Below are 13,480 nucleotides of genomic sequence, written 5' to 3'. Positions count from 1 at the left end.
GCACCTTCCCCGGACGTGCGCCAGGGTCGTCGGTCACAATGGCGCGCAGACGACAGGAGGCCCCATGCCGGAGACCCAGGCGCAGCCGGGCGCCGAGTGCGCCACCTGCGGCGAGGAGCTCGGCGCCTCGCGGTACTGCCTCAACTGCGGCACGCCCCGCCCCGGCACCGTCCGCCCGGCCGCCAGCACCGCGAGCACCGCCGGCGGGTCGGAGGCCGACGGGCACGACGTGGCGGGCGACGGGTCCGCCCCCGACGGCGAGGACCCGCTCGTCGGCGAGCCGCCCCCGCTGGCGGCCTCCCCCACGGGCGCCTGGGGGGTGGTCTCGGTGGTGGTGCCGCTCGTCGTGCTGCTGGTCGCCGCCGGCCTGGTCGTGCAGCGGGCGGTCTCCGGCGAGCGCGGCGAGGCCCTCGCCGCCGCCACCGAGACCTGCTGGGACGGCCGGGTCACCGACGCCGGGTGCGAGCTGCCCACCGGCGTCGAGGGCCTGGAGTGGGTGTTCCCGTCGTTCCGCCCCGACGAGCAGACCTGCCGCGACTTCCTGCTCCGCAACCCGCAGTTCAACCGCCCCACCATGTGGCAGTGCGACGTGGTGGTCGACGACCTCCCGGTCGTGGTCACCTACAACGAGCTGACCGGCCAGCGCGCCGCCCTGCGCTTCTTCGACCAGCGCCACGGCCGGGAGAACCGCACCGAGGTGCCGGGCTACGACGGCCAGGACGCCGCCTGGGTCTGGCTCGACGAGGCCGGCGACCGGCGCAGCTCACGCACGCTCATGCTGCAGGGCTACCCCTACGCCGTCACCGTCGAGAGCGGCTCGACCACCGCGGTGGAGGCCGCCTTCGAGGAGGTCGTGGAGATCCGCCCCGTCGACGAGCTGGCCGTGCGCCCCGACTGAGGCGCCCGGCCGCGGGGCCAGCCACGGGCCGGCCGTGGGGCCGGCCGTGGGGTCAGCCGCGGATCGCGTCGGCGACGGCCTTGGGCACGTCGGGGTGGAAGACGGTGGGGATGATGAAGTTGGGGTTGAGCTCCTCGTCCTTGACCACGAGCGCGATGGCCTCGGCGGCGCGCAGCAGCATGTCGAGGGTGACGTCGGAGGCGCGGGCGTCGAGCAGGCCGCGGAACACCCCGGGGAAGGCCAGCACGTTGTTGATCTGGTTGGGGTAGTCGGAGCGGCCCGAGGCGACGACGGCGGCGTACTTCTCCGCCTCGGCGGGGTCGACCTCGGGGTCGGGGTTGGCCAGGGCGAAGACGACGGCGTCGTCGGCCATGTCCTTGATCCACAGCGGGTCGAGCAGGTTGGGGCCGCTGACGCCGATGAACACGTCGGCGCCGGTGAGCCCGTCGTGCAGGTCGCCGCGCACCAGGCGCGGGTTGGTGACCTGGGCCAGCTCGTGCTTGGCCGGCGGCAGCGCGTCGTCGTCGCGCGACAGGCAGCCCTCGCGGTCCCACACGACCACGTCGACGGCGCCCGCGGCGAGCAGCAGCGTGACGATGGCCGTGCCGGCGGCGCCGGCGCCCGAGACGACGATGCGCACGTCGGCGAGCTGCTTCTTCACCACGCGCAGCGCGTTGGTGAGGGCGGCGAGCACGACGATGGCAGTGCCGTGCTGGTCGTCGTGGAAGACGGGGATGTCGAGGCTGGCGCGCAGGCGGCGCTCGATCTCGAAGCAGCGGGGGGCGGCGATGTCCTCGAGGTTGATGCCGCCGAAGCCGGGGGCGATCATCTCGACCGCGCGCACGATCTCGTCGGTGTCCTGGGTGTCGAGGCAGATGGGCCAGGCGTCGATGTCGGCGAAGCGCTTGAAGAGCGCCGCCTTGCCCTCCATCACCGGCATGGCGGCGCCGGGGCCGATGTTGCCGAGCCCCAGCACGGCCGAGCCGTCGGTGACCACGGCGACGGTGTTGCCCTTGGTGGTCAGGCGCCAGACGTCCTCGGGGTGCTCGGCGATGGCCATGCTGACCCGGCCCACCCCAGGGGTGTAGGCCATGGAGAGGTCGTCGCGGTTGCGCATCGGGACCTTCGAGCGGACCTCGATCTTGCCGCCGATGTGCAGCAGGAAGGTGCGGTCGCTGGTCTTGTGCACCGTGACGCCGTCGACGGCGTCGACGGCCTGCTCGAGCAGCTTGGCGTGGTCGGCGTCGCCCGCGGAGCAGGTCACGTCGACGACGAGGCGCTCGTGGCTCGACTCGGCGACGTCGACGGCCATGACGATGCCGCCGGCCTGGGCGATCGCGGTGGCGACCGCTCCGACCACCCCGTGGTCGGGCGCCGTGTGCAGGCGCATGGTGATCGAGTACGACGACGTGGTGGCGGCACGGGAGGTCACGGGGTCACTGTCGACCCGGCACGGGGTTACCAGCAAGTCACCTGCGGCCGCAACGACCAGAAGTGACCGCCGTCACCTTTCTGCACTTCTTGGACGATAGTGCAAGAATGCACTCCATGTTGGAGAGTGCAACGCTGCGGGCGTCGAAGCGTCGACGCACCGAGCACCACATCAACCACTGCGCCCAGCAGCTGACCGAGGCGCACGGGCTCGACGGCTTCACCATGGACGACCTCGCCGAGGCCGCCGAGGTCTCGCGCCGCACCCTCTTCAACTACTTCCCGAGCAAGCTCGACGCCGTGCTGGGCAACATGCCCGTGCTCTCCGCCTCGGCGCTGGCCACCTTCGAGGCCGGCGGGCCCCACGGCGACCTGGTCGACGACCTCGGCGAGCTGGCCCGCGTGATCTTCACCGACGAGGCCCTCAGCCGCGAGCAGCTCGAGCTGAGCCAGCGGGTCTTCTTCGCCAACCCGCGGCTGATCGTCACCGCCCACGAGCGCTTCGAGGCCTTCTCCGAGGCCCTCGTCGAGCACATCCTGACCCGCGAGGGCGCCGACTTCGGCCGGGCGCGGGCCCGGCTGCTGATGCGCCTGCTCGTCGCGGTCTTCGACTCCTCCCTCCTGCTCGACCCCTCCGCCGAGGGCCGTGGCGCCGGTGGCGCCGACGGGGCCCACGGGGACGGCGTGCCCGACGTGCCCGACCGGCCCCTGGCCGACGTCTTCAGCGACCACCTCGCGACCGCGCGGGCGCTCCTCGCCTGACCACGGCGCCGGCCCGCCGGCGTCCCCGCCCCTGCGGCGTACCCCTGATCCGCTCGTCCCACCGCTTCCCCACCCCGACCAGGAGACCTCGATGGCCACCCTGCTCCACCGCCTCGGCACGACGGCCTTCCGCCGCTGGCCGCTCTTCATCGCCGGCTGGGTCGCCGTGCTGCTCGCCATCGGCGCGCTGGCGGCCGGCTTCGCCAAGCCCACCTCCGACTCCTTCTCGATCCCCGGGATCCCCTCGGAGCAGGCCGCCGACCTGCAGGCCGAGCTCTTCCCCGGAGCCACCGACGCCTTCGACCAGGCCAACGTCACCGTGGTCGTCGCCGCGCCGGAGGGCGAGAGCCTCAGCGACCCGCAGTGGTCGGGCGCCGTGGACGACCTCGTCGCCGCGCTGTCGGGGCTGCCGCAGCTGCCCGAGGACCCGCAGGCCACCAACCCCGGCCTCGGCAACCCGGTGCAGGTGGCCGCCGGCCAGGAGCAGCAGCTGGTGCAGCAGGCACGACAGTCCGGGGGCGACGTCGACGCCGCGCGCGCCGACGCCGCCGCCGTCTCGCCGCTGTCCTCCGACGGCCGCGTCGGACTCATCACCTTCGCCTGGGACGTCGACACCGTCGCCGACGTCGAGCCCACCACCATCGACGACCTCACGTCGGTCATGGACGACGCCCGTGACGGGGGCCTGGTGGTCGAGGCCAACGGCGCCGGCTCGCAGACCCAGACCGCCCCGGGCGGCACCGCCGAGCTGATCGGCGTCGGCATCGCCCTGGTCGTGCTGCTGCTGACCTTCGGCTCGCTCGTGGCCGCGGGCCTGCCCATCCTCATCGCCCTCGTGGGCGTGGCCATCGGCAGCCTCGGCATCACCGCCGCCACCGCCCTGGTCGACGTCAGCTCCTTCACCCCCGTGCTCGCGGTGATGATCGGCCTGGCCGTCGGCATCGACTACACGCTCTTCATCCTCGCCCGCTACCGCACCGAGCTCGAGCACACCGACGACCGGCAGGAGGCCGCCGGCCGCGCCGTCGGCACCGCGGGCTCCGCGGTGGTCTTCGCCGGCCTGACCGTGCTCATCGCGCTCTCGGCGCTCTCGGTCGTGCGGATCCCGTTCCTCACCGCCATGGGCGTCGCCGCCGCCGCCACGGTCTTCATCGCCGTGCTCATCGCGCTGACCCTGCTCCCCGCCGTGCTCGGCATGCTCAAGTCGAAGTCCTTCGGCGGCCGCGTGCGCCGCTACGCCCCGAAGCGCGAGGCCGACGGGCGCCTGCTCAACAACGGCGTGCGCTGGGCGCGCGTGCTCGGCAAGCGCCCCGTCGCCTTCGTGCTGCTCGTCGTGGTCGCCCTGGGCGCCCTGGCGATCCCGCTCAAGGACCTGCGCCTGGCCTTCCCCACCGACTCCACGGCCTCCACCGACACCACCCAGCGCCAGGCCTCCGACCTGATGGCCGAGGCCTTCGGCGCCGGCCGCGAGGGACCGCTGCTCGTCGTGGTCGACGCGCGCGACGTGGCCGCAGCCGACCGCAACGCCGCCTTCGGCGAGGTCGCGGCCTGGGCCGCGGGCCAGGACGACGTGGTCAACGCCCAGATCGTCGCGACCAACGCCGACCCGACGGCCGACCCCGCCGACCCGGCGTCGGCGCCCACCGGCGCGCTCGTGCAGATCACCCCGGCCTCCGGCCCCGACGACCCCGACACCCAGGACCTGCTCACCGCCCTGCGCGACGGGCAGTCCGACATCGAGGCCTCCACCGGCACCACCACCGGCGTCACCGGCCTGACCGCCATCACCACCGACGTCTCCGACCGGCTGGCCGACGCCCTGCCGATCTACCTGGTCATCGTGATCGGGCTGGCCTTCATCCTGCTGATGATCGTCTTCCGCTCGATCCTCGTGCCGCTCACCGCCACGCTGGGCTTCCTGCTCTCGGTGCTGGCCACCCTGGGCGCCACCGTCGCGATCTTCCAGGAGGGCGCCTTCGGCATCTTCGAGGGCCAGCCGATCGTCAGCTTCATCCCGATCTTCCTCATCGGGGTGGTCTTCGGCCTGGCGATGGACTACCAGGTCTTCCTGGTGACGCGCATGCGCGAGGCGCACGTGCACGGCATGACGACCCGCGAGGCCGTGGTCGACGGCTTCCGCAACAGCGCCCGCGTCGTCACCGCCGCCGCCACGATCATGACCGCCGTCTTCGCCGGCTTCATGCTCGAGGACGACCCGATCATCAAGTCCATGGGCTTCGCGCTGGCCATCGCCATCGTCTTCGACGCCTTCGTCGTGCGCATGGTGCTCGTGCCCGCCCTGCTCTACCTGCTCGGCGAGAAGGCCTGGTGGCTGCCGCGCTGGCTCGACCGGATCCTGCCCGACGTCGACGTCGAGGGCGAGAAGCTCGGCCGCCCGGCCGGCGTCGGGGCCGGCGGGGCCCACGCAGGCGCCGTCGCCGACACCGAGGACGCCGCCCACCACGGCGGCGCCCACGCGGCCCGCGGCCACCTCGCCGCGGACCGCTCCGAGGAGGAGCGCACCCGCTCCTGACCGCAGCGCCCCGGCGTACGACGGGCCCCGGTGACCTGCTGGTCACCGGGGCCCGTGTGCGTGCTCGCCTCCCGCGGTCCGGCGCGGGAGCGCGGGCGTCAGGCCTTCGGGTCGATCCCGAGGTGGTCGAGCAGGTTGCGCGAGAAGCGGTCGCCCATCTGGTCGATGACGCCGCGCATCGCGGTGGTGACGACCTTCGAGGAGAGCTTGGGCAGCGGCAGGTCGAGGGCGATCTCGAGGCTGGTGGCCAGGTGGGTGCCCCCCTCGACCTCCTTCAGGACGTACCACCCCGTCACTGCGGTCCGCTCGGTGCGACCGGCGGGCGGGTCGTGGTGGAAGTCGATGCGCTCGAGCTCGACGAACTCCATCTTCTCGGTGAAGACCGGCGCGACCTCGATCGGCAGCACGTCGAGGCCGGTCATCTCCCAGCGCCAGTGCGAGTCGCCCTCGGGCGTGATCCGCTTGAGGAAGGGCGTGAGCGAGGCGAGCGTGTCGGGGTCGGTCAGCGCGTCCCAGATCGCCTGGCGCGGCGCCGCCACGACGGCCTCGGCGGAGGTCCTCGCGGTGAAGACCGTCACCGGGCGAGCGCCTTCTCGATGTCCTTGGCGATCTTCTCCGGCTTGGTGGTCGGGGAGTAGCGGCCGAGCACCTGGCCGTCCTTGCCGATGAGGAACTTGGTGAAGTTCCACTTGATCTTGCCGCCCAGCAGGCCCGACTTCTCGTCCTTGAGCCACTGGAAGAGCGGGTGGGCGCCGTCGCCGTTGACCTCGATCTTGGAGAAGAGCGGGAAGCTGACGCCGAAGTTGCGCTCGCAGAAGCCGGCGATCTCCGCGTCGTCGCCGGGCTCCTGGTTGCCGAACTGGTCGCACGGGAAGCCCAGCACGGCGAAGCCCTGGCCGGCGTAGCTGTCCTGGAGCTGCTGCAGGCCCTGGTACTGGGGGGTGAAGCCGCACTGCGAGGCCGTGTTGACCACCAGCACCACCTGGCCCTGGTACGTCGAGAGGTCGACGTCGTGGCCGTCGATGCTGCGCGCGGAGAAGTCCTGGAGGGTCGTCATACCGACAGTCTGCCAGCGCGGACCAGCCGCCGTGGCGGCCCGGCGGGCGGGTCGGGGTGCGGGTCGGGGTGGGTCAGTCGAGGACGGGCGTGTTGGTCGCCGAGGCGACGTAGGCGAGCAGGCGCGCCACCAGCGCGGGGTCGTCGGAGCGCTGCCAGCCGTAGGTGGTGGGGCGCTGGGCGCGGTCGTGCCAGAAGTGGCCCGGGCGCGACTCCGGTCGGGTCGCGACGAGCCAGACCGCGGTGTCGGCGCCGTCCTCGGCGTCGCGCAGCAGCGGACCGGTGAGCCGGTTGAAGCCCGGCAGGCTCTCGGCGAAGCCGGCCGTCTCCACCCAGCCGGGGTGCATGCTCTCCACCCGCACGTCGTCGGCGCTGAGCCGGCGCGCCCAGGCGTCGGCCAGCACGACCTGCATCCGCTTGGTGCGCGCGTAGGCCTGGACGCCGCTGAAGCGGCCGGTGCGGTACTCGATGGCGTCGTCGTCCTCGGCGCGCAGGCGTGCGCCGTACATGCCGCCCGAGCTCATCCAGACCACCGACGAGCCGTCGGCGGCCGCGAGGAGCGGGGCGAGCAGGTCGGTGGCGAGGTGCGGGCCGAGCACGTGCGCGGCCAGCGACATCTCGTGGCCCTGCGCGCTCTCCTCCCGGTCGGTCGTCATGACGCCGGCGTTGTGCACCAGCCCGTCGAGGGAGGGCACGCGGGAGGTGAGGTCGGTGGCCCAGGCGCGCACCGCGTCGAGGTCGCTGAGGTCGCACAGCTCCTCGACGACCTCGGTCGTCGGGTGGGCCAGCCGCAGGCGCCGCGCGGAGTCGGCGGTCTTGGCGGGGTTGCGCCCCAGCACGTGGACCGTGGCGCCGAGCGCGGCGAAGGAGCCCGCCATCGCCTCGCCGATGCCCGAGGTGGCCCCGGTGACCAGCACGCGGCGCCCCGTCATCGACCCCGGCTCGGGGTCGGCGGGCCACCAGCGGCGGCGCAGTGAGGAGCCCACCTTGGTATAGCCCAGCACCACCGAGCGGTCGAGCGCGGCGTCGAGGACCCGGGTGAGACTCATGGCCCCAACCTAGCCAGACCGCCCCCGCTGCCCGACGTCGGACGTCATGCGTCGCGAGGCCCGACGTCGGACGTCATGCGATCCGAGGATGCGCATCCACCCTCCGCATGACGTCCCCACCCGGCCCCGCGCCACCCCACCACGCCGCCCCACCACGCCCCGCGCCCCACACCCGCCACCCGCCACCCGCCGTTGGACGCCCGACGTCGGACGTCATGCGTTCCGAGGATGCGCATCCACCCTCCGCATGACGTCCGCACCCGGCCCCGCGCCACCCCACCACGCCCCGTCGCCCCACACCCGCCACCCGCCACCCGCCGTCGTACGCCCGACATCGGACGTCATGCGTTCCGAGGATGCGCATCCACCCTCCGCATGACGTCCGCACCCGACGCCACGCGCCACCCCACCACGCCGCCCCACCACGCCCCGCGCCCCACACCCGCCACCCGCCACCCGCCACCCGCCGTCGTACGCCCGACGTCGGACGTCATGCGATCCGAGGATGCGCATCCACCCTCCGCATGACGTCCGCACCCAGCCCCGCGCCACCCCACCGCGCCGCCCCCACGGCGCCGCGTCGCCGACCCCGGCGCCGACGCGGGGCCGTGGGACGATCGCGCCCATGAACCGGGTCCGCTCCGCCCTCGCCCACCTGATCGCCGTCGTGGCCGTGCTCCTGATGCCGCTGGCGCTGACCTCGGCATGGTCCTCCGCGGTCGTCAACGACGAGGACCGCTGGGTCGAGACGGTCGGGCCGCTGGCCACCGACCCCGACGTGGTCAACGCGGTGGCGGTGCGCCTGGAGGACCTCGCGGTCGGCACGGTCGACGTCGGCGGGGCCGAGCGCGCCCTGGAGGACATCCTCGGAGCCGACCTGGGCGGCGCGGGAGCGCGCACCGAGCAGGCGCTGCGCGAGGCGGTGCGCCAGGTGGTGGTGCGGGTGGTCTCCAGCGACGTCTTCCCCCCGGCGTGGGAGGAGGCGATGCGGGCCACCCACACCCAGCTGCTGCGCGCGCTGCGCTCCGACAGCGGCGCCGAGGTGAGCGTCGACCTGGGCCCGCTGCTGCAGGCGGTGCTCGACTCGCTGAGCGAGCAGGGCCTGCCGGTGACCGTCGACGCCTCCGGGCTCGACGCGGCCTTCTCGGTGGCCTCGAGCGGCGAGCTCGACCAGGCCCGCGCGGGCTACCAGGTCGTCGACGCTGCGGGCCTCGGCCTGCCGGTGGCGGTGCTGCTGCTCGCCGCCGTGGCCCTGCTCGTCAGTGCCCGGCGCATGGTCACCGCCGGCATCCTGCTCGTCGGCGCGGCCCTCGCCGCGGTCGTGGTGTGGCTCGGCCTGGGCGCGGCGCGCACGCTGCTGCTCGACCGGGCCCCGACGGCCGACCGCAACCTGCTCGCCGCGATGTACGACGTGCTCGTGGCCGACCTCGAGCGGCTCGCGCTGCTGGTCGTCGTGGCCGGACCGGCGGTGCTGGTCGTGCTGCTGCTGCTCAGGCGCCTCGGAGGTCGGCGGCGGCGCGAGCCAGCTGCGTGACCCGGGCCCAGTCGCCGGCCCTCACGGCGTCGGCCGGGGTGAGCCAGGAGCCGCCGACGCAGCCGACGTTGGGCAGGGCGAGGTAGGACGCCGCGCTCGCCGCGGTGATGCCGCCCGTGGGGCAGAAGCGCGCCGCGGGCACGGGCGAGGAGATCGCCTTCAGGAACGGCGCTCCCCCGGAGGCCTCGGCGGGGAAGAACTTCATCTCGCTCAGCCCCGCCTCGAGCACGGCCAGCACCTCCGAGACGGTGGCCGTGCCGGGCAGGAAGGGCAGCCCGGTGGCGAGCATCGCCTCGAGCAGCGCCGGCGTCGCGCCGGGCGAGACGAGGAACTGCGCGCCGGCGTCCTGCGCCTCACGGGCCTGGGCCGGCGTCACCACGGTGCCGGCGCCGAGCACGATCTCGGGCACCTCGGCGGCGATGGCGCGGATGGCGTCGAGCGCCACCGGGGTGCGCAGGGTGAGCTCGATGACGGGCAGGCCGCCCTCGACCAGCGCCCGGGCGATCGGCACGGCGGTGTCGAGCTCGTCGACGACCACGACCGGCACGACCGGCACGAGGTCGAGCAGCGAGGCCAGCGGCGCCGGGGCGGCGAGCGGCGAGCCGGTCGAGGAGCGGGTGTCAGACGTGCTGGGCAAGGGGGACCTCCTGCTGAGGGGCGTCGTACGCCGGGAACACCGAGGCGCCCGCGTTGGCGGGGCCGACCGTGGCGCGGAAGGCGGAGAAGAGCTCGCGGCCGGTGCCGGCCCAGTCCTCGCCCTGGGGCGCGGAGCCGGTGGCGGGGCGGGCCAGGACCGTCTCGGCGTCGGCGAGGCCGAGCAGGCCCCGCTCGGCGTCGACGGTGACGACGTCGCCGTCGCGCACCCGCGCGAGCGCACCGCCGAGGGCGGCCTCGGGGGTGACGTGGATCGCGGCGGGCACCTTGCCCGAGGCGCCCGACATGCGGCCGTCGGTGACGATGGCGACCGCGTGACCGCGGTCCTGGAGCACCCCGAGGGCCGGGGTGAGCTTGTGCAGCTCGGGCATGCCGTTGGCGGCGGGGCCCTGGTAGCGGATGACGGCCACGAAGTCGCGGTCGTCGAGCTCGTGCGCGGCGAAGGCGGCCAGGAAGTCGGCCTGGTCGTCGAAGACGACGGCGGGCGCGGTGACGACGCGGTGCTCGGGCTTCACCGCGGAGGTCTTGATGACCGCGGAGCCCAGCGGTCCGCCGAGCACCCGCAGGCCGCCGTCGGGGGCGAAGGGGTCGCTGGCGGGGCGCAGCACGTCGGTGTCGAGGCTGGCGGGCGTGCCCTCCACCCACTCCAGGCTGCTGCGGCCCTCGGGGCCCTCGGGGCCCTCGACCAGGCGCGGCTCGCGGGTGTAGCGCGACAGGCCGGGCCCCGCGACGGTCTGCACGTCGTCGTGGAGCAGGCCGGCCTCGAGCAGGGTGCGCACGAGGAAGCCGATGCCGCCGGCGGCGTGGAAGTGGTTCACGTCGGCGGAGCCGTTGGGGTAGATGCGGCACAGCGACGGCACGACCGCGGAGAGGTCCGAGAGGTCGGCCCAGGTGAGCACGATCCCGGCGGCGCGGGCCATGGCCACGAGGTGCATCGTGTGGTTGGTCGACCCGCCGCTGGCCAGCAGGGCCACGCAGGCGTTGACGATCGCCTTCTCGTCGACGACCTCGCCGACCGGCGCGCGGTCGGGCTGGGCGGCGCGCTGCGACCACTCGCCCAGCGGCAGGCCGGCGAGCCCGGCGCTGCCGCGGGCCAGGGCCACCGAGCGGGCGGCCGCGGCGTCGGTGAGCGCCTCGCGCAGCTCGGTGCCCGGGTTGACGAAGGACGACCCGGGCAGGTGCAGCCCGAGCACCTCCATGAGCAGCTGGTTGGAGTTGGCGGTGCCGTAGAAGGTGCACGTGCCGCGGGAGTGGTAGGAGGCCGACTCGGCCTCGAGGAGCTCCTCGCGGCTGGCCAGGCCCTCGGCGTAGCGCTGCCGCACCGCGGCCTTCTCCTTGTTGGGCAGCCCCGAGGTCATCGGCCCGGCGGGCACGAAGACCGTGGGCAGGTGGCCGAAGGACAGGGCGCCGATGAGCAGGCCGGGCACGATCTTGTCGCAGACGCCGAGCATGAGGGCGCCGTCGAACATGTCGTGGGAGAGCGCGATCGCCGCCGACATCGCGATGACGTCGCGGCTGTAGAGGGAGAGCTGCATGCCGGCGCGGCCCTGGGTCACGCCGTCGCACATCGCGGGCACGCCGCCGGCGACCTGGGCCAGCCCGCCCGCGCCGATGACGGCCTTCTTCAGCTGCCGCGGGTAGGTCTCGAAGGGCTGGTGGGCCGAGAGCATGTCGTTGTAGCTGGTGACGACGGCCAGGTTGGGCTTGACCCCCGAGCGCAGCTCGGCCTTCTCGGCCGGGTCGGAGGCGGCGAAGCCGTGGGCGAGGTTGGCGCAGGCCAGCCGGCCCCGCGCGGGGCCGGTCTCGGCGGCGCGGGCGATCCGGGCCAGGTAGGCCGCGCGGGAGCCGGCGCTGCGCGCGACGATCCGCTCGGTGACCTCCTCGAGCACGGGGTGCAGCCGCTCGGGCAGCACGGGCGCCCCGGAGGGGGCGGGCGTCTCGGGGGTGCTCACTGGTCGGTCTCCTGCCAGGCTCGGCCGTCGCGCTCGAGGAGCATCGCGGCGGCGGTGGGGCCGGTCGTGCCGGCGGGGTAGCGCAGGGGCCGCTCGCCGAGCTCGTCCCAGCGCTCGAGGATCGGCTCCACCCACGACCAGGCCGCCTCGACCTCGTCGCGGCGCATGAAGTGGGTGGGGTTGCCGCGCACGACGTCCATGAGCAGCCGCTCGTAGGCGTCGGGCGAGCGCTGCGTGAAGGTCGTGGCGTACGACAGGTCGAGCGACACCGGCCGCAGCCGGATCCCGCCGGGGCCCGGCTCCTTCGCGGTGAGGTGCAGGCGCATGCCCTCGTCGGGCTGCACGAGGATGTGGAGCCGGTTGGCGGTGGTGGCGCCCTCGCTGCCGGGGAACATCGCGTGCGGCGGCTCCTTGAAGACCACGACGATCTCCGAGACGCGGCGGTCCATCCGCTTGCCGGTGCGCAGGTAGAACGGCACGCCGGCCCAGCGCCAGTTCTGCACCTCGGCCTTGAGCGCCACGAAGGTCTCCGTCGAGGAGCCGGCGCGCCCCAGGTCGTCGGAGTACGCCGCGACCGCCTGGCCCTCGACGAGCCCCTGGCGGTACTGCCCGCGCACGGTGTCGCGGTCGACGTCCTGGGGACCCATCGGCTTGAGCGCCTGGAGCACCTTGAGCTTCTCGTCGCGCACGGTCTCGCGCCCGACGTAGGTCGGCGGCTCCATCGCGGTGAGGCAGAGCAGCTGGAGCAGGTGGTTCTGCACCATGTCGCGCAGCGCGCCCGAGCCGTCGTAGTAGCCCCCGCGCTCGCCGACGCCGAGCGACTCGGCCACGGTGATCTGCACGTGGTCGACCCACCGGGAGTTCCACAGCGGCTCGAGGAAGGTGTTGGCGAAGCGCGTGACCAGGAGGTTCTGCACGCTCTCCTTGCCCAGGTAGTGGTCGATGCGGAAGATCTGCGACTCGTCGAAGACCGCACCGACGGCGTCGTTGACCGCGCGCGCCGAGGCCAGGTCGCGCCCGATCGGCTTCTCCATCACCACGCGCGCGGTCGGGTCGACCACGCCGATCTCGTCGAGGCGCGCGCAGATCGGCCCGAAGAGGGCCGGTGCCACCGCGAGGTAGAAGACGCGCACGGCCTCGTCGGGGCCGCCGACGGCCTCGGTGCGTCCGCGGTCCTTGAGCAGGCCGTGCAGCTGGTGCCAGTCGTCGGGCTCCTCGGCGTCGAGCACGAGGTGGTGCAGGCGCCCGACCAGGCGCTGGAGGGCGGCGTCGTAGGTGGCCGGGTCGTGGCCGGCGGGGTCGACGTGGCCGGGCAGGGCCTCGCGCACGAGCTGCTGGTAGCCCTCGGTGTCGAGGTCGCTGCGCGAGACGCCGATGATGCGGAAGTCGTCGGGCAGCTGGCCCTCGAGGTCGCGGTGGAAGAGCGCGGGCAGCAGCTTGCGGAAGGCGAGGTCGCCCGTGCCGCCGAAGACGGTGAAGTCGCAGTGCTCGGGCAGCGCGGCCGCCGCCCCGGCGGGGGTGCCGGGCTGGCTGCCGGGCTGGCCGCTGGGATGGCCGCCGAGCGGGGGGTGCTTCTGGTCCATGCCTCTACGGTCGCAGGACTTTTGGATC

At 74.0% G+C, this 13,480-nt stretch carries 11 protein-coding genes; 4 read left to right on the top strand and 7 right to left on the bottom strand.

Annotated features, from left to right (window positions below):
* The first annotated feature begins 64 nt into the window (after positions 1-64).
* Positions 65-898, top strand: a complete 834-nt coding sequence (locus ASF47_RS17065; RefSeq protein WP_056865141.1) for a hypothetical protein — start codon at positions 65-67, stop codon at positions 896-898.
* A 52-nt stretch (positions 899-950) separates the two neighbouring features.
* Here the strand turns inward: ASF47_RS17065 and ASF47_RS17060 are convergent, their stop codons facing one another.
* Positions 951-2,288 carry an NAD-dependent malic enzyme gene (locus tag ASF47_RS17060; RefSeq protein ID WP_056865314.1) on the bottom strand — a complete coding sequence of 446 codons (1,338 nt, stop codon included), beginning with the start codon at positions 2,286-2,288 and terminating at the stop codon, positions 951-953.
* Positions 2,289-2,446: 158 nt separating this feature from the next.
* On the opposite strand from ASF47_RS17060, the gene ASF47_RS17055 reads away from it, so the two are divergent.
* Together ASF47_RS17055 and ASF47_RS17050 are read left to right on the top strand one after the other, a co-directional pair.
* On the top strand, positions 2,447-3,091 hold the full coding sequence (locus ASF47_RS17055; protein WP_200919185.1) for a TetR/AcrR family transcriptional regulator: 645 nt from the start codon (positions 2,447-2,449) through the stop codon (positions 3,089-3,091).
* 91 nt (positions 3,092-3,182) lie between these two features.
* Positions 3,183-5,624 (top strand): MMPL family transporter, encoded by a 2,442-nt coding sequence (locus ASF47_RS17050; protein ID WP_082500447.1) that lies wholly within the window; start codon positions 3,183-3,185, stop codon positions 5,622-5,624.
* A gap of 98 nt (positions 5,625-5,722) precedes the next feature.
* On the opposite strand, the gene ASF47_RS17045 is transcribed toward ASF47_RS17050, so the two are convergent.
* The 3 genes from ASF47_RS17045 to ASF47_RS17035 form a co-directional block, all read right to left on the bottom strand.
* A complete protein-coding gene (locus ASF47_RS17045; protein ID WP_056865139.1) occupies positions 5,723-6,202 on the bottom strand; it encodes a CoxG family protein in 480 nt (159 codons plus the stop codon).
* The gene (locus tag ASF47_RS17040) at positions 6,199-6,681 is read right to left on the bottom strand and encodes a glutathione peroxidase (RefSeq protein WP_056865138.1); all 483 of its coding nucleotides are present in this window, start codon (positions 6,679-6,681) and stop codon (positions 6,199-6,201) included. Before ASF47_RS17040 ends, ASF47_RS17045 begins: the two co-directional genes overlap by 4 nt.
* Before the next feature lie 73 nt (positions 6,682-6,754).
* A complete protein-coding gene (locus ASF47_RS17035; RefSeq protein WP_056865137.1) occupies positions 6,755-7,729 on the bottom strand; it encodes an SDR family NAD(P)-dependent oxidoreductase in 975 nt (324 codons plus the stop codon).
* Between the two features lie 625 nt (positions 7,730-8,354).
* On the opposite strand from ASF47_RS17035, the gene ASF47_RS17030 reads away from it, so the two are divergent.
* Positions 8,355-9,263, top strand: a complete 909-nt coding sequence (locus ASF47_RS17030) for a hypothetical protein (RefSeq protein ID WP_056865136.1) — start codon at positions 8,355-8,357, stop codon at positions 9,261-9,263.
* On the opposite strand, the gene eda is transcribed toward ASF47_RS17030, so the two are convergent.
* The 3 genes from eda to zwf are packed head-to-tail and all read right to left on the bottom strand — an operon-like array spanning position 9,220 to position 13,452.
* Positions 9,220-9,900: a bifunctional 4-hydroxy-2-oxoglutarate aldolase/2-dehydro-3-deoxy-phosphogluconate aldolase gene (eda, locus tag ASF47_RS17025; RefSeq protein ID WP_082500445.1), complete on the bottom strand. Its 681-nt coding sequence runs from the start codon at positions 9,898-9,900 to the stop codon at positions 9,220-9,222. The two genes, ASF47_RS17030 and eda, sit on opposite strands and share 44 nt — an antisense overlap.
* The gene (gene edd / locus ASF47_RS17020) at positions 9,884-11,869 is read right to left on the bottom strand and encodes a phosphogluconate dehydratase (RefSeq protein WP_235558790.1); all 1,986 of its coding nucleotides are present in this window, start codon (positions 11,867-11,869) and stop codon (positions 9,884-9,886) included. Before edd ends, eda begins: the two co-directional genes overlap by 17 nt.
* On the bottom strand, positions 11,866-13,452 hold the full coding sequence (gene zwf, locus ASF47_RS17015) for a glucose-6-phosphate dehydrogenase (RefSeq protein ID WP_082500444.1): 1,587 nt from the start codon (positions 13,450-13,452) through the stop codon (positions 11,866-11,868). Before zwf ends, edd begins: the two co-directional genes overlap by 4 nt.
* Positions 13,453-13,480 lie beyond the last annotated feature (28 nt).

The sequence above is a fragment of the Nocardioides sp. Leaf285 genome, assembly GCF_001422955.1.
Taxonomy (GTDB): domain Bacteria; phylum Actinomycetota; class Actinomycetes; order Propionibacteriales; family Nocardioidaceae; genus Nocardioides; species Nocardioides kribbensis.
Note: the sequence above shows the minus strand (reverse complement) of the source record. Positions and strands in the feature narration are given on the sequence as shown.